Consider the following 15,807-nt stretch of genomic DNA (forward strand, 5'->3'; position numbering starts at 1 on the left):
ATGACCGATTTGGAATACCTTACCAAGGTCTACGCTGGTTTTTTGGGCATGAATATCGGGATCCGTTTAGGGGCCCCGGTGGAACCGAGTCTGTGGACCAGTGACCGGATCAAGCGTTTTTACGGTGAAATTACCGGGTATGTAAAGGATTTTAAAAATTTCGCCGCCGATGATGATGTGAACGGGCCGGTCTACTTCTTCCGGGCCCTGGAGGATGGGGCCTTTGACCACGGCCTCCGGCCCCAGGACGTGGCCGAAGCCTGGTTAAACTATACCCGGGACGGGGTGGGCATGTTTTGGTGGGGCGGGTACGGGATCAGTACCGAACATACGGCCTACGAAAACCTCAAACAGGGGGTGGAAGCCCCCCGATCAGGTTCCATAGTCACCAACGGTAAAACCTTGGCGGAGCAGATCGGGGGACAGATATTTATCGACACCTGGGGTTTGGCCTGTCCCGGCGATCCCGGGATGGCGGCGAAACTGGCGCTTACCGCGGCGGGTGTTTCCCACGATGGCGAAGCCCTGCATGGGGCGGCTTTTATCGCCGCCTGTATCGCCGCGGCCTTTGACGGCCGGGATCGAATTTTAGATACTGCCCTGGATCACATTCCCCCGGAAAGCTCCTATGCCCGGGTGGTCCGGGGTGTCCGGGAGTTTCACCGGGACCACGGCGGTTCCTGGCGGGATTGCCTGACCTATTTACAGGAAAACTGGGGGTACGACAAATACCCCGGCGCTTGTCACATCATTCCCAATGCGGGGGTATGTGCCATGGCCCTGGTATATGCCGGAAGTTTTTCCCAGGGCATCGAAATAGCGACCATGGCCGGCTGGGATACGGACTGTAACGCCGGCAATGTGGGGACCATCCTGGGGGTGGCCTACGGGATAGCGGGGATCCCCGAAGCTTACCGGATTCCCGTCAATGACGGGGTAGTGCTTTCGGGCATTTCCGGAAGCCTTAATATCCTGGACATTCCCGGTTATGCCAAAAAAATAGCTGCCGCCCATTATCGGCTGCAGAAAGAAAAGGTCCCCGATCTACTGCGGATTACCGACGGGACTGTGGACTTTGATTTTCTCCTCCCCGGTTCAACCCATAATCTGCGTCTTTCCAACCCCAATTCCTGCCGGGCCCGGCATAACCCCCGGGGCGGGGTAAACAATTCCGGCGCCCTGGAGGTCCTCTTTGACCGCATGATCCGGGGGGAAAGCTGCAGGATTTACTACAAGCCTTTCTACCGCCGGGAGGATTTTGACGACGAACGGTATATGCCGGTTTTTTCCCCCACCATTTATCCGGGACAAACCGTCCGTATCCGTTTTAGACTGGAGAGGTTCAGCGGGGAAAGTATTTCCATAAGTCCCTATGTACGGAACACCGCCACCAAGGCCTGTATCCCCCTGGGGGGGGCCATATATAGGGACCCGGACTGGCATGAACTCACCTTCACCATATCCCCGGAGGATCCCCGGCTTGTGGGAGCCATGATCGACGAGGTGGGACTTATCCTTGAGGCGAACTCTCCGGTAAAAAACAAGGATCTGGGCTGCCTGTATATTGACCATTTTACCGCTGAGGGTAAGGGGAACTATACCATCGATCTGGCCCAACAGGCAAAGGAATTTGGTTCGGTTACCTCCTTTAGCCATAACCGGGGCGCCTGGAGCCTGGAACGGGACCCTTTGGGGACCGTATATATGGAGGCTATGACGGCGGATCGGGGGGAGGCCATGACGGGGAACTACTATATGCGGGACATATCCCTGGAGGGAACTCTGGTTCCCCACAATGGGGTTTCCCACCTTGCGGGGCTGCGTATCCAGGGAGCCCGGCGGGGGTATTATGCCGGATTTGACGGCGCCGGCAGGGTATCCATACTGAAACAGGATAAAACCATGACAGGGTTGGTTTCGGTCCCCTTTCATTGGGAATACGATAGACCCTATCGTATAGCGTTTGAAGCCCGGGGGGAAGAACTCAGGGCGGCCATTGACGGAACCTGGCTTTTAAGCTGCCGGGACAGTTCCCTGGATCACGGTATGGCGGGATACGCCCTATTCGGTATGGGACGCTGCGGATTCGGCAATCTTACCCTGCGGGAGCTTTGAGATATATGAAAACACGAGAAGATTTGATTAAGAACCCGGCTCTGGTCCGGGAAAAGGCGCTGGGGGCCCTTATCGGTTTAGCCGTTGGGGATTCCCTGGGGGACGCGGCAAGGACCCAGGCCAACCGGGAGACCTACGGTATCACCACCGATTTTAACTCCGGGGCATCCTGGAGTACCGATGACACCGAATTTGCCCTCCTCACCGCGAAAACCCTGATCACCTGCGGGGGGGCTTTAACCGAAGATGCGGTGGTGCGGGCCTGGTTTGAGAATGTGGTGGTCCAGGATGAATACAAGCGGGGTGGGGCCAGCGAAAAAGCTGCGGCGGATAACCTCCGGGCAGGACTCCGGCCCCCCCTTTCGGGGAAATTCAGTACCTTCCACATGAGCGACGGCGCGGCCATGCGGATTCCCCCGGTGGGTATCATAAAAGCCGGTGATCCTGGAGGGGCCGCCGCCCTGGCGGAAATTGATGCCTCCATAAGTCACTACGGGGACGGTATCTGGGGCGCCCAGGCCGTGGCGGTGGCGGTGGCGGTGGCCATGGTTGACGGCGGCATGGAAGAAATTATCAGCGCTGCCATGAAATTCGTCCCCTCCGATAGTTGGCTGTACCATAATTTGACCACAGCCTTTAGGCTGATTGAGGAAGCCCAGGGAAATATCTTGGACTGCTGGATGCCCCTCCACGACCGCCTCCGGGCCAGCACCTGGGCCACTACCGCCGAAGCTATTCCCGCAGCATTTGCGGTGCTGAAGCTGGAACACCGGGATTTTAGAAGCGGCCTGGTCCTGGCGGCCAATTTCGCCCGGGATGCCGATACCATCGGGGCGGTGGCCGGAGCTATCCTGGGGGCTAAATATGGCCTCTCCGCCATACCCCCTGCCTGGGTGGAAAAGGTCCGGTATCCCTCGGGGACCTGTCTGCAATTCACCAAGGGCCTTGATCTGGCAGCCGTCGGAGAAGACCTGGCCGCCCTGATCAGATAGGGGGATATCGATCCTAATGGATGGTGTCCCAATTTACCGGTCTTGTTAGAGAAGGCCCGAAGGATTATCCTTAGCCCATGGCAGATCCGGAATTGGTACGGGTAATCGATTATATTTTGAACCGCTGCAATGAGCAGGCCATTGAAGCGGTGGCCGCCGCGGTGATAAGGCGGCGCCGGGATTTAGCCCTCTTTGGGGGGATGCGGAACCTGCCGGATCCCCAGAAACTCGCCCGGGACCTTTCCTCCCGGATTACTACCGGGGCCGGTATACAGGGCCTTAAGGACACGGTCCGTTCCATGGCGGAACGGATCATCCGGCGGGAGGCGCCGGAGCTGGGGGACGAACAGATCGCGGAACTCCTCGGGGAGTTGATCCCCGAAGAGGAAGCCGGGGAAGCGCTTCCCCGGGATCTTCTGGCCTCCATGGTGGAGCAGTTTATCGCCTTTTCCCTGGGGCGGATGGACGAAAAAGAAGACCGGGAACTCCGGGGCGAAATGGGTTCCTGGCCCGACCGGTATTGGCAAACATTCCCCCCGGTGATCCGCCTTATTATTACCGACTTCCTGAAAGGCGAAATGACCGAAGGGGAATTTAATGCCAAAATAGGAAATGCCCTGGACATGGGCGGTCCCTAAGGCCGGCCGCTGTACAAATTAAAAGTGACAAATAAGAAATAATTATGAGACAACGCGCTCCCTTGACAGGTTAATTTTTAGATGGTTATACTTAGATGTTATATTTATCTAACTCGTTGACTTCAAAATCCGGTGATTAAAGGATCATGATTTTGGAAAGCAGCCTTAGATTTAAGGGGGAAACTATATGGAAAACACTAAAACGGCCCAGGGGCGCAAAACCGGCATGGCCCGGCTCTGGGAACTGGCGTTCCGTAAAAAAATTCTGATCATCACCTCCTGCGTCCTCGCGGTAATAAGCGTGGCCGTGTCCTTTGTCCCCTTTATTGCCGTCTATTACCTCCTCCGGGAGCTGGTGATCCATTTCGCCGATCTGGGGGGGCTGGACACGGCCTATATGATGCGGCTCGGCTGGTTTGCCGCGGGCGGGGCGGCAGCGGCGGTGCTCCTCAACTTTATCGCCCTGATGCTCTCCCATATTGCTGCCTTTACCACCCTCTACGATTTAAAGCTGGAATTTACCCGCCACATCGCCTCCCTGCCCCTGGGTTTCCACACGGAAAATTCCACGGGCAAGCTGCGGAAGGTGGTGGACGAGAACATCGAAAAACTGGAGGGTTTTATCGCCCACCAGCTTCCCGACCTGGCGGGCTCCTTTGCCATGCCGGTGTTTACCCTGGTCATCCTCTTTGTCTTTGACTGGCGGCTGGCTCTGGCGAGCATGGTGCCCATTATCGCCGCCTATTTGATTCAGGCGATTGCCATGAGCAATAAAAACGCCCAAATTTTCGTCAACAAATACCAGAATTCCCTGGAGGACATGAACAACGCGGCGGTGGAATACATGCGGGGCATTTCGGTGGTCAAGGCCTTTAACCAGACCGTTTACAGCTTCCGCAAATTTTACGATACCATTAAGGAATACGGCAATTTTGTTTTGAAGTACACCATCAGTTGGGAAACCATCATGTGCTTCTTCATGCTGATCATCAACCACGTGTACCTCTTTCTGATCCCCCCGATCATCCTTCTTGCCGGGGGCGCGGCCCTGACCGGTTCCGCGGTATACGCCGCCTTTGCGTTCACCGCCCTGTTCTACCTCATCTTTTCCGTTTCTCTTTCCACGCCCTTTACCAAGCTGATGTACGTGTCTACCAACGGGAAGATGATCCTCAACGGCATCGAGCGGATGGACAAGGTGCTGAACACGCCGCCCCTGGCCGAAACCGCTTCCCCCAAAACCACGGATGAATATTCGGTGGCCTTTGATCACGTTACCTTTACCTACAACGATGAGGGGGAAGCCATTGCCCTGCGGAACGTGAGTTTTATTGCCCGGCAGGGGGAAGTAACCGCCCTGGTGGGGCCCTCGGGGAGCGGCAAGTCTACCCTGGCCCACCTCATCCCCCGGTTCTACGAGGTGGGGGAAGGGGCGGTAAAAATCGGCGGGGTGGATATCCGCGACATGGCAAGCGAATACCTGATGTCCATTGTGGCTTTTGTGTTTCAGGATGTGTTTCTCTTCAAACAGAGCATCATGGACAATATTTTAATCGGAAACAAAAACGCCGGCCGGGAAGTGGCCATTGCCGCGGCAAAGGCCGCCCAGTGCCACGAATTTGTGGAAAAGCTGCCCCATGGTTACGACACGGTGATCGGCAGGAAGAATATCCACCTTTCCGGCGGGGAGCGGCAGCGGATCGTGATCGCCCGGGCGATCCTCAAAAACGCGCCGGTTATCGTACTGGACGAGGCCACGGCCTTTGCGGACCCGGAAAATGAACAGAAGATACAAAGGGCCTTTGAGGCCCTGATGAAAAACAAGACCGTGATCATCATCGCCCACCGGCTTTCCACGGTCCGGGGGGCGGACAAGATTGTGGTTATCGACCGGGGCCGGCTGGCGGAAGAAGGAACCCACGACGCCCTGGTAACGGCCGGCGGCCGCTACAGCCGGATGTGGGAGCAGTACACCGGGGCGATGAACTGGGGCATAAGCGGCGCCAGGCCCCAGTTAAGTTGAAAAGGAGGAACCCTATGTTTGAAAAATTATGGCAAAACGCCCGCCGGCCCCAAGGCTTTTGCGGCAGGATTTTTGTCACGACAATGAACCTGGCGCATACCGGGATTTCCCGGTGGGGATTGAAACATCTGGAGATCAGGCCCGGGGACCATATTTTGGATATTGGCTGCGGGGGCGGCAGGAACGTGGCGCGGATGCTGAAACGAGCGAGCCAGGGCCGGGTCTGCGGCCTTGATTATTCGGAAGTGTGCGTGGAAAAGACCAAAAGATTGAACCGGCGGGCGGTTCGGGAGGGCCGGGCGGAGATACGGCTGGGCAGCGTGTCGGAAAATCCCTGGCCCGATAACAGCTTTGATCTGGTTACCGCCTTTGAGACGGTCTACTTCTGGCCGGATTTTGCCAATGACCTTCGGGAGGTCCTGCGGGTGTTGAAACCGGGAGGCGCTTTTTTTATCTGCAACGAGATGGACAAGCCTGAGGAAGGGGAAGCGCCCTATCAGTTCTGGATAAAAACACTGGACCTGAAGACCTATACCCAATCTGATTTCCGCAACTATTTGACCGGGGCGGGATTTACCGGCGTGGAATTTGTATCCCGGGGAAAATCCGCTTTGTGCGTCAGGGCCCGGGCGGAGAAGTAAGGGGAGAATTCATTACGGGTACTCGGGGCCATGAAATGAAGGCCGAGTTCATACGTGGCTTGACCCGCGGTTATACGATAATTTATAGTTAGACCGCAAGATGACAAAGCTATTTTATTTTTCCGGGACCGGAAACACCCTGTGGTCGGCAAAAAAAATCGCGGAAATATTGGATGGCCAACTGTTCAATATCGGCGTCGAGATGCGAAAACCGGCGGAAACGATAGAAGCGGACCGGGTGATTCTTTTGTTTCCCGCCTACGCATATCAGTCACCGTTGCTTGTCCGCTGTTTTCTCGACCGGTCCGAATTCCGCTCCCCCTATATGGCGGCCCTCACTACCTTTGGTTCGGACCCTGGCGGCGCTCTGGCCGAGGTATACCGCATCTTTAAGCGGAAAAAAACACCGGCGTCCTATTTTGCCGCCATCCCCAGCGTGGAAAACTACATTCCCATTTTCGGCCCCCAACCGGAAAAAACAAAGCAACGGCGGCTGGCCTTACAGGAAAAGGCCACTGAAAAAATAGCCCAGGATATCCTGCAGCGGAAAACGAACTCCGTATGGCCGCTGCGCCCTCTTTCAATGGGTATATCATCGCTTTTCAAGCTGAGCAAGTCCTTTTTTGTGAAGGGCTTTAAGGTAAGCGCCGTGTGTAACGGCTGCGGTGTCTGCGCCAGGATCTGTCCTGCCGCCAATATTGTGATAGAAAAGGGAAAACCGGTATTTTTAAGGCGCTGCGAACAGTGTCAGGCCTGTCTGAACTGGTGTCCCCGCCGGGCCATAGGATATTTACGGTTTGAACCGGATACCTGCCAATATCATCACCCCCAGGTGTCGGTCTCCGAGATGTATTGCTCCCTATGATCAAGGAGTAAGGGGGCTTTAGGTTCTTTCATTACGGCGATCCTCCGTCTTTTAATGCAGCCGATATATTCCAAACCTTGACAAAAAACCGGGCCGGGAATATACTCATTTGTAAGTTTTAACTAACAAAAAATTATTTTGAGGCGGAAGGAGGAGACCGGTGTTTAACATGAAAAAACTATGGGGCTTATCGGATGAGGGCTACCGGGATTTTAAGCGGGCGGTCCGGGCGGTGGTGATCTCGAACTTTTGCCTCTTTTTGCCCTTTATCGTGATAGTTCAAACCATCGTCACCCTGCTCAAGCCCCTGATGGACGGAGCTTCCGGGGGGGTGGTCCTGGACAGCCGCCGGCTCTGGATCCTGTTGGCCCTGGGGCTTATCGCCGCGGTGTTGTATTTTTTCGCCTACCGCAGGGAATACCGTAAAACCTACACCACGGCCTACAGCGAATCGGAAAAGATCCGCCTGGAGGTGGCGGAGCGGATCCGGCGGCTCCCGTTGAGTTTTTTCAACAACAAGGACCTTTCTGAACTGACCACCAACATGATGGCGGACTGTACCAACGTCGAACACGTCATGAGCCATGTGTCGCCGATCCTTTTTGGCGGAATCATCACCGATGTGGCCGTCTGCGCGCTCCTGGCTGTCTACGACTGGCGCATGGCCCTGGCCCTCTTCGCCGCCCTGCCCCTTGCCTTGGGCCTTATTTTCGGCAGCCGGAAATTGCAGGCTTTTTTTGGGGAGCGTCATGTGCAGGCAAAACTGGCGGTGTCCGATCAGGTGCAGGAGTACCTTGAGGGGATCAAGGTGGTAAAGGCCTTTGGGCTTTCGGGGGAAAAATCACAGGCCCTGCAGCGCGCCTTACGGACCATGATGAAAGAGGCGATAAAGTTCGAGGGTTTCACGGGAATTTTCGTGGTGTTGGCCATGATGATCCTTCAGGTGGGGATAGGCCTCGTGGTACTGACCGGGGTCTCCCTTTTGACCGGCGGCAGCCTGGGGGTGATTCCCTTCCTCACCTTTATCCTCATCAGCGCGAAAATTTATTCGCCCCTGGTGGTCATCTTTACCCTGCTGCCGGAATTTTTCTATTTCCTTATTTCCGCCAAACGGATGCAGCAGGTCCGGCGGGAGCCGGTGATGGAGGGAGACGAAAAGGCGGTAATTGATAATTATCACATCGAACTGAGAAACGTCAGTTTTGCCTACCATGAAGGAGAGGATGTGATCAAAAACATCAGCCTCGCCATTCCCCAGGGGGGCGTTACCGCCCTGGTGGGGCCCTCCGGCAGCGGCAAGAGTACCCTGTCCCGGCTTATCGCCCGGTTCTGGGATGTGCGGGAAGGGGAGATTCTCATCGGCGGGAAAAACATTGCCGGAATCGATCCGGAAACCTTGATGCGGTACATGAGCTTTGTGTTTCAGGATGTGGTGCTTTTTAACGATACGGTGAAAAACAACATCCGTATCGGCAAAGAGGGGGCGAAGGACGAGGAAGTCTACGCCGCGGCGGAGATGGCCCGCTGCGACGGGTTTATCCGGGAACTGCCCCAGGGCTACGATACGGTGATCGGCGAGAACGGCTCCACCCTCTCGGGCGGGGAACGGCAGCGGATCTCCATTGCCCGGGCGCTGCTCAAGAACGCCCCCATCGTGCTGCTGGACGAAGCCACCGCCAGCCTGGACCCGGAGAACGAAACCCTGATCCAGGAGGCTATTTCGGAACTGGTGAAAAACCGGACGGTGATCGTCATCGCCCACCGGCTGCGGACGGTAGTGGGGGCGGACAAGATAGCGGTACTGGATCAGGGGCGGCTCGTGGAGGAAGGTTCCGGGGAAGAACTCCTGGCGAAAGCCGGTCTCTTTGCCCGGCTCTACCGGATCCAGCAGGAGAGCCTGGGGTGGACCGCGGCGCGGTAGGGCATCCACGGCGGGGTGTTTGCAGACCACTCCCCAAGAGCCGGGTAGATTTTTTTGTCGCTTACTACCTCATGTTACGCAGGAAGAATAGGATTAACCACGAACGACACGAACATCACGAACTTTTGCTTCGATATTCCGGAATTTATACCTGAATTCTCTTCTCTATTCGTGGGAAAGCAGGAAAGAAATATCGATGAAAACGCCAATTTGTCTTTGTTTCTGTTCGTGTGGTTCGTGATTAAAATCTCTCCTTGTTATCCCTTTCCTTCGATAATAGCAAAAATTATCTTCAGCGCTTCCCGGCTCTCCCGTGAAACAGGCATGTAGGGCCATATATGCATCATCCCTTCGCCCAGGTATACCTTGACCGGAACACCGGCGGACCGCAGCCTTTCGATAAAAGGAGAAGCGGCGGCATAAAATATTTCCCTGGTTCCGAAAAAAACGTAGGTGCCGGGAAAGCCCGAAAAATCGGCTTCCGTGGGCATCTCAAAATAGCTTCCCCGATCCGGGGCAGCAACCATCCAGGAGATCAGAATATCCATAAGCCGGGGTGAAAGAACGGGGTCCCGGGGGAGGATGCGGTCCATTTCATCCCGGATCGTCCGGTTATCTTTCCGCGCAAAAACACCGGGAGAAACCAGGATGAGTTTATGAGGCATCGGCAGCGGCATTCCCCGGGCCTTGTTGTGATGGCAAAGTATCAGGGCCAGGGTTCCCCCGGCGGAATCTCCAAGAACCGTGACCTCGGAACCGGGATTTTCTTCCAGCATCTTTTCGTAAACCGGAAAAAGCTTTTCCGTAATTTCCCTAAAGCCATGGGGAGCCAGGGGATAGACGGGAACCCATACGGTGACGCCAAGGCAGCTTATCATTTTGGAGATGACTATCCAATGGATAAGATGGGCCTCCATAATCATCCCGCCGCCATGGAGGAACAACAGGGTTTTGGGAACAGGAGGCTTCAGTTCCGCCGTATCCCGTTTAAGGGGAACCTGCGGACGGACACCCTCCTGGGGACTGATGATATAGCAGGGCCGCTGGTCTACCATCCATTCCCGAACCCGGTATTTTCGGTATATGAAACCGGGGGGAGCGGTTTTCTGTTTGTTCAGGTTCTTTTTGATATACGCTTTGAGTTCCTGTTCATCAAGGTCGAATATCCGCTTAAACCCCATAGCCCTGACGGCAAGTTCAAGCAAACGATAGGCCCCGCTGATCCTTGGCTTCTTGGAAACAGGGACCGGCGCCGGTGTTTTCATTTTTTTTCCTTATAAAAGACAAATTGAGTACAACCCTCATCTGAATAATTACGCGGTTTTTATCTCATGGGGACGTTCGTTCTTTTCAAAAAAGCGGCGCAGGTTTTCAAGGGTGGTTTCGGCAATGGCCGAAAGTGCTTCCCGGGTAAAGAACGCCTGGTGACTGGTGATAAGCACATTGGGAAAGGTCATAAGCCTTGCCAGCACATCGTCCTGGATAACCTGCCCGGAATGGTCTTCGAAAAAATACCGGTCCTCCTCCTCGTACACGTCCAGAGCCGCGCCTCCAAGGTGATTTTCCTTTAGGGCGTAGATCAGATCCCTGGTATCTATGAGGCCGCCCCTTCCGGTATTGATGATGATGGCGCCGGGTTTCATGGAAGAAAGGGCTCCCCTGTTGATAAAGCGCCTGTTTTCCGGCGTCAGGGGACAGTGAAGGCTGATAATATCCGAACGCCGGATAAGTTCTTCCCGGTCAATATACAGAACACCGTGGGCCTTGGCCCATTCCGCCGACGGATAGGGATCGGAGGCCAGCACTTCCATACCGAAACCCCGGAGTATCTCCGCGGTGATCTTGCCTATTTGCCCGGTGCCGATAATCCCCGCGATCTTTTGGTAAAGGTCAAAACCTTCAAGCCCGGCAAGAGAAAAGTTTCCCTCCCTGACGCGGGAATAGGCCTTGTGGGTTTTTCGGTTAAGGGTAAGGAGCAGGGACACCGCATATTCCGCGACGGCATGGGGAGAATAGGCGGGTACCCGCACCACGGGTATCTTTCCCCGCAGGGCCTCCAAGTCTACATTGTTGTAGCCCGCGGAACGGAGGGCAATGATTTTAATCCCCTGCCGGTACAGAATATCCGCGGTCACGGCATCTATCCGGTCGTTTACAAAGATACATATTCCGTCGTAACCCGAGGCAAGGGCGGCCGTATCCGGTCCCAGCCTTACATTGAGGTATTTCAGTTTCAGAGGAAAGGCCGGATCTTTGAGAAGGGGATCAAAATAATCCCTATCGTAGGGTTTGGTATCAAAAAAAGCGATCTTAACGGTTTCCATTTTAGCGCCTCCATGGTACCATCCTAGCCTTTTTTACCGGTTTTTGGCAAGAGTTAGTTTTGCCTAATTTTATGCGCCGATGATTTGCGGAATTATACCAGGATTGTTCAAAATCGTCAGTTTTCGGACAAATCCCATGTCCGGCCAAAATTTGATCTCCGGTATTTCAGCCCTTGACACTGGTCGTAATGATCGGTATCTCTTAATAGAGAAACGGAGGGGTTATGCTGCGGAACATATCCATAGGTGTACGGATAATCATTATTATCGGCGTGTTGGCGCTTTCTATTGCCGGTCTTGCGGCGACGATCTATGTTACCGCCAACGGTGTCAAGAATAGGGGCATCACCGACGCTGCGGAAGTGATGCTTGAGGGGCAGAAAGAAAAAATCAAGCTGGGCACCCAAACCATGGCGGTGGCGTTAAGCAAGGCCCTGGCCGGGGTAACGGACCGGCAGGAGCAGCATGACATTATCAGCGGCTATATCAAAGAATACCGTTTCGAGGAAGATGCATCCGGGTATTATTATACCTACATCGGCACGGTGATCTTCATGCACCCCACCCTGCCCCAGCGGGAGGGGGAGGATCTGGGCCAGACCGCCGACGCGAACGGGGTCTACTATGTACGGGAACTCTACGAAAACGCCCAAAAAGGGGGCGGCTTTGTTTCCTTTGTGTTCCCCAAACCCCCATCCATGGAAAACGCCCCCAAGCTGGCCTATGTGGAATATATTCCCGGCACGGACATTTGGATTTCCACGGGGATCTATGTTGATAATATTGCGGCCCATAAGGCTGAAGTGGAACAGGCCATGTCCGCGTCGCTGCGGACCCTGATGTTTATTGTCATAGGCTGTATCCTGGGTTTGGCGGCGGTGGTTCTGATTCCCCTCTGTGTGTTTACCCTCAAGTCCATCACCAGGCCCCTGAAGGAGACCGTCCGCATGGCGGAACAGCTTGCGTCGGGGGATCTTTCCGCTCAACCCGTGGCGATAACCGGGCACGACGAGATAACGGTGCTGCAGGATTCTTTTTCCCGCATGATGGAAAGCCTCCGGGGACTGGTGGAAAACATCGTTCGTTCCTTTGAAACCATGAAAGCCAACGATGATGAATTGAACCGGGTAATCACCGGCACCTCCCAGGCGGCGGCGGAAATAAGCGGCTCCATCAACAATTTGCAGAACCTGGACGGACAGGTCAGGGAGGAAACGGCGCGGGTAAAACAGGAAATAACCAATATTGACGGCGAACTTACCGCCCTGGGCGGAGTTATCCGTGAACAGCGGGATCATCTGGGCATTTCATCATCCGCCATAGAAGAGATGACCGCGAATATCGCATCCATTGAAAAACGGATCCAGACCCTGGGGGACAGTTTAGGCAGGCTGGTGGACAGCTCCCTTGAGGAACATAACCATATCGCCAAATCCACCGAGACGGTCAAGCAGGTGGAAACCGATTCAAACACCCTCCTGGAAATGAACAAGGTTATTGCGTCGGTGGCGGCCCAGACCAATCTGCTGGCTATGAACGCCGCCATCGAAGCGGCCCATGCGGGGGATGCGGGCCGGGGTTTTGCCGTGGTCGCCGATGAAATACGGAAGCTTTCGGAGACCACCGCGGAACAGGCGAAGAATTCAAACCAGACCCTGACGGCCATCAGAAGCAGAATAAATGATATTGCCAAAATAGCGGGCCTTATTGAGGGGGCCTTTGAGCAGACCAATTCCCTGATTCAGGCTATCAACAGCCTGGTACTGGAGATAAAAAATACTATGGAAGAACAATCCCATGGCTCAGGTTTAATCCTGCAAAGTTTGGAGCAGATTAACGGCATTACCGAACAGGTACAGACCGGGGCGGAAAAAATAAAAAACGAGTCCGATGAATCCATCGCCGCCACCGGGAAGCTCCTGGAAATGAGTGCCACCATGCAGCAGGAAATCGCCGGTATTGCTGCCCAGGTCAGCCATGTCACGGAATCCAGCCAGGCAGCCCATGTTACCGTGGGCCAAAACAGTGAAGGGCTTCATTCCCTTTATGGGGCCATAGCCCGGTTTAAGATGTAATTGACATAGACGGAGTATAGCCATGGGCAGTATCGTTGATTTAAGAGAAACATCTCCCAACCACTGGCAGGCAAAATATCAGGGCAATTACGGGGTGTATACCATAAAAATAAATACCGACGGAAAACAGCGGGGCAATTTTTCCTGCTCCTGCCCCAGCGATTATTATCCCTGTAAGCATATCCCCATAATTGAGGCGGCTATCGCCAAGCGGATAGCGAAAAACGCCGGGAACCGGGAAACCGGAAAGGGCTCAAAGATAAGCGTGGAGGAACTGCTCAACAAACTTACCCATGAAGAATTGTATGATTTTACCTTCAGAATGATAAAAAACAACCCGGATCTGACCAACGCCCTTTTTCTTGAGTTCGCGGAGAAAATCGAATATACAAGCGGCAACAAATATGTTCCCCTCATACGGAGAGGGTTGGAGAACACAGAGTTTGACGATCATGACTATTATGATGACAATGGGGTTGACATTGATGTTTTAGACGAATGGATTGAAAAAGCCGAGCATTTCCTCAGGGAGAAAAAAACCGGCGAAGCAATACTGATTGCCCAGGCTTATATTGAGGAATTTGCCCGCTGGCTGCAAGAAATTGCGGATGACTACCTCATTGAGCAGATACAGGATACCTATCAGTCCAAGCCCTTTGAAATTCTGGAAGAAGCCGCCGCGGATCCGAAGCTTGATATTAAGGCCCTGTACGATTATTGCATGGCTGAAGTGGCAAAGAAAAAATACGCCGGTTTATATATGGAAGATAACTTTAACGATCTGCTGATGATCCTGTCGGCAAAGGTAAATCCCGAAGCCTTCATAGAGTTGCAGCGGAAATTACTCGACCGGATTAAGGATAAAAGCTCTTATGAGGCAGAAAAAATTCTCCGGCGGATTGTTGATTTTTATACCAATTGCCACGAGCCTAAAAAGGCGTGGAACTGTGTGGAAGAAAACGTACAGATAGACAGCTTCCGCCGGGAGGTGGTTGAAAAACGGATCAAACAAAAAAAGTTTGCCGATGCAAAAAAACTCATCCATGATTATATCGATACGAAGCAAAATAAATACCCTTCCAATATTTGGGATGATTACCTTCTGCAAATCGCCCGGGGAGAAAAGGATATCCCCGCCATCCGGAGCATTTCCTATTCGTTTATCGAAGATAATTTTAATGAGCACTATTACCGGATCTATAAATCGGCCTTCAGCGCCGGTGAATGGGCAGAGGCCTTTGAAAACCTGCTCCGGCGCTACGAAGCCCGGAAAAGTTTTTTTAATGATCCTGTGGCCGATCTTTTGGCCGCCGAGGGAAAGACGGAAAAGCTGATGGAGCATATCGGGAAAAAGCTTTCCCTGAAAAAAATGGAGCAGTATCACAAGTTCTTTGCCGATACCTTTCCCCAAGAGACCCTTGCCCTTTTTCGGACAGCCCTTGACCGTTATGCTGCGGAAAATACCGGCCGCAGCCATTATGAGTATATCATCAATATGCTTAACAAGATGAAAAAAATACCCGGCGGCGCTACCGCGGTGGCGGACATAAAAGCCCAATACCTTGTCACCTACAAAAACCGGCGGGCCATGGTGGAAATATTGAACCGGAAATAGCGGGAAACGCGGTCTTTTCCGCAGTCTTTCTGCTCAAACTCCCTCCGGCAGTTTCTCCCGCATGATCTTCCGGTGGCTGAATTTTTCCCCGTCAGCGATGAAACGGCCGTCCCCTATGGCGTGAAACAGGCGTTTTTCTTTGCGTTTTTCATCAATCCATGCCGCCATGGCGTCCAGCACAAAGATGCCGTGTTTTTTGATGTAGTCTATAACCCGGCACTCTATGTTGGCGTAACATTCCCTGATCAGGGGAGCGTCGACACATTTTGCCTCCAGGGGTGTAAGATGAAACTTTTCAAATTTGTTCACCTCCGCTCCGGAGCAGGCGCCGATGGACACAACGGTTTTGGACATATCAACCGTGGGTATGGCGATGACACATTCTTTTGTTTTGAGGAGGGCCTTGCAGGAATAATTCCAGGGACCGGTCATAAAGGCGAACCGGGGGCTAAAGTCAAGTACCATGGTCCAGGAGAGGGTCATGATGTTGTACCTGCCTCCATCGGCGGTGGTTACCAGAACCACCGGGCCGGGTTCAAGGAAGGTAAAGGCTTTATTCAAAGGGAAGGGTTTCATAGAAAATTTCCTCCGTGAATTA

The 15,807-nt window shown here is 53.8% G+C and carries 12 protein-coding genes; 9 read left to right on the forward strand and 3 right to left on the reverse strand.

Going from position 1 to position 15,807, the window contains the following annotated elements:
* The 7 genes from LQZ21_RS05085 to LQZ21_RS05115 all read left to right on the forward strand — a co-directional run bounded on the left by LQZ21_RS05085 (position 1) and on the right by LQZ21_RS05115 (position 9,195).
* Positions 1-2,115: an ADP-ribosylglycohydrolase family protein gene (locus LQZ21_RS05085; RefSeq protein ID WP_411043139.1), complete on the forward strand. Its 2,115-nt coding sequence runs from the start codon at positions 1-3 to the stop codon at positions 2,113-2,115.
* A gap of 5 nt (positions 2,116-2,120) precedes the next feature.
* Positions 2,121-3,107 carry an ADP-ribosylglycohydrolase family protein gene (locus LQZ21_RS05090; protein WP_411043141.1) on the forward strand — a complete coding sequence of 329 codons (987 nt, stop codon included), beginning with the start codon at positions 2,121-2,123 and terminating at the stop codon, positions 3,105-3,107.
* A 77-nt stretch (positions 3,108-3,184) separates the two neighbouring features.
* Positions 3,185-3,745 (forward strand): hypothetical protein, encoded by a 561-nt coding sequence (locus LQZ21_RS05095; protein WP_411043143.1) that lies wholly within the window; start codon positions 3,185-3,187, stop codon positions 3,743-3,745.
* Between the two features lie 187 nt (positions 3,746-3,932).
* Positions 3,933-5,768: an ABC transporter ATP-binding protein gene (locus LQZ21_RS05100; RefSeq protein ID WP_411043145.1), complete on the forward strand. Its 1,836-nt coding sequence runs from the start codon at positions 3,933-3,935 to the stop codon at positions 5,766-5,768.
* A 14-nt stretch (positions 5,769-5,782) separates the two neighbouring features.
* Positions 5,783-6,409, forward strand: coding sequence for a class I SAM-dependent methyltransferase (locus LQZ21_RS05105; protein ID WP_411043147.1), 627 nt, complete (start codon positions 5,783-5,785; stop codon positions 6,407-6,409).
* Between the two features lie 100 nt (positions 6,410-6,509).
* Positions 6,510-7,274, forward strand: a complete 765-nt coding sequence (locus LQZ21_RS05110; RefSeq protein WP_411043148.1) for an EFR1 family ferrodoxin — start codon at positions 6,510-6,512, stop codon at positions 7,272-7,274.
* A 169-nt stretch (positions 7,275-7,443) separates the two neighbouring features.
* Positions 7,444-9,195 carry an ABC transporter ATP-binding protein gene (locus tag LQZ21_RS05115; protein ID WP_411043150.1) on the forward strand — a complete coding sequence of 584 codons (1,752 nt, stop codon included), beginning with the start codon at positions 7,444-7,446 and terminating at the stop codon, positions 9,193-9,195.
* A gap of 257 nt (positions 9,196-9,452) precedes the next feature.
* Here the strand turns inward: LQZ21_RS05115 and LQZ21_RS05120 are convergent, their stop codons facing one another.
* Together LQZ21_RS05120 and LQZ21_RS05125 are read right to left on the reverse strand one after the other, a co-directional pair.
* The gene (locus LQZ21_RS05120) at positions 9,453-10,460 is read right to left on the reverse strand and encodes an alpha/beta hydrolase fold domain-containing protein (RefSeq protein WP_411043151.1); all 1,008 of its coding nucleotides are present in this window, start codon (positions 10,458-10,460) and stop codon (positions 9,453-9,455) included.
* 48 nt (positions 10,461-10,508) lie between these two features.
* Positions 10,509-11,519, reverse strand: coding sequence for a 2-hydroxyacid dehydrogenase (locus LQZ21_RS05125; protein WP_411043152.1), 1,011 nt, complete (start codon positions 11,517-11,519; stop codon positions 10,509-10,511).
* Between the two features lie 224 nt (positions 11,520-11,743).
* Between LQZ21_RS05125 and LQZ21_RS05130 the strand changes: the two genes are divergently transcribed.
* Together LQZ21_RS05130 and LQZ21_RS05135 are read left to right on the forward strand one after the other, a co-directional pair.
* On the forward strand, positions 11,744-13,594 hold the full coding sequence (locus LQZ21_RS05130) for a methyl-accepting chemotaxis protein (RefSeq protein ID WP_411043154.1): 1,851 nt from the start codon (positions 11,744-11,746) through the stop codon (positions 13,592-13,594).
* Positions 13,595-13,616: 22 nt separating this feature from the next.
* Complete coding sequence (locus LQZ21_RS05135) at positions 13,617-15,209, forward strand: SWIM zinc finger family protein (protein ID WP_411043156.1); 1,593 nt, start codon at positions 13,617-13,619, stop codon at positions 15,207-15,209.
* Positions 15,210-15,242: 33 nt separating this feature from the next.
* Here the strand turns inward: LQZ21_RS05135 and LQZ21_RS05140 are convergent, their stop codons facing one another.
* Positions 15,243-15,785, reverse strand: a complete 543-nt coding sequence (locus tag LQZ21_RS05140) for a flavin reductase family protein (RefSeq protein WP_411043158.1) — start codon at positions 15,783-15,785, stop codon at positions 15,243-15,245.
* Positions 15,786-15,807: the final 22 nt, after the last annotated feature.

This window comes from Treponema sp. TIM-1 (assembly GCF_046533115.1).
Taxonomy (GTDB): Bacteria; Spirochaetota; Spirochaetia; order Treponematales; family Breznakiellaceae; genus JAIRMO01.

Excerpts from the sequence above, each read along its gene's own strand:
- LQZ21_RS05120 (WP_411043151.1), bottom strand. The coding sequence starts at position 10,460 with ATGAAAACACCGGCGCCGGTCCCTGTTTCCAAGAAGCCAAGGATCAGC.
- LQZ21_RS05115 (WP_411043150.1), top strand. The coding sequence starts at position 7,444 with ATGAAAAAACTATGGGGCTTATCGGATGAGGGCTACCGGGATTTTAAG.
- LQZ21_RS05105 (WP_411043147.1), top strand. The coding sequence starts at position 5,783 with ATGTTTGAAAAATTATGGCAAAACGCCCGCCGGCCCCAAGGCTTTTGC.
- LQZ21_RS05135 (WP_411043156.1), top strand. The coding sequence starts at position 13,617 with ATGGGCAGTATCGTTGATTTAAGAGAAACATCTCCCAACCACTGGCAG.
- LQZ21_RS05140 (WP_411043158.1), bottom strand. The coding sequence starts at position 15,785 with ATGAAACCCTTCCCTTTGAATAAAGCCTTTACCTTCCTTGAACCCGGC.
- LQZ21_RS05095 (WP_411043143.1), top strand. The coding sequence starts at position 3,185 with ATGGCAGATCCGGAATTGGTACGGGTAATCGATTATATTTTGAACCGC.
- LQZ21_RS05130 (WP_411043154.1), top strand. The coding sequence starts at position 11,744 with ATGCTGCGGAACATATCCATAGGTGTACGGATAATCATTATTATCGGC.
- LQZ21_RS05100 (WP_411043145.1), top strand. The coding sequence starts at position 3,933 with ATGGAAAACACTAAAACGGCCCAGGGGCGCAAAACCGGCATGGCCCGG.
- LQZ21_RS05090 (WP_411043141.1), top strand. The coding sequence starts at position 2,121 with ATGAAAACACGAGAAGATTTGATTAAGAACCCGGCTCTGGTCCGGGAA.
- LQZ21_RS05125 (WP_411043152.1), bottom strand. The coding sequence starts at position 11,519 with ATGGAAACCGTTAAGATCGCTTTTTTTGATACCAAACCCTACGATAGG.
- LQZ21_RS05085 (WP_411043139.1), top strand. The coding sequence starts at position 1 with ATGACCGATTTGGAATACCTTACCAAGGTCTACGCTGGTTTTTTGGGC.
- LQZ21_RS05110 (WP_411043148.1), top strand. The coding sequence starts at position 6,510 with ATGACAAAGCTATTTTATTTTTCCGGGACCGGAAACACCCTGTGGTCG.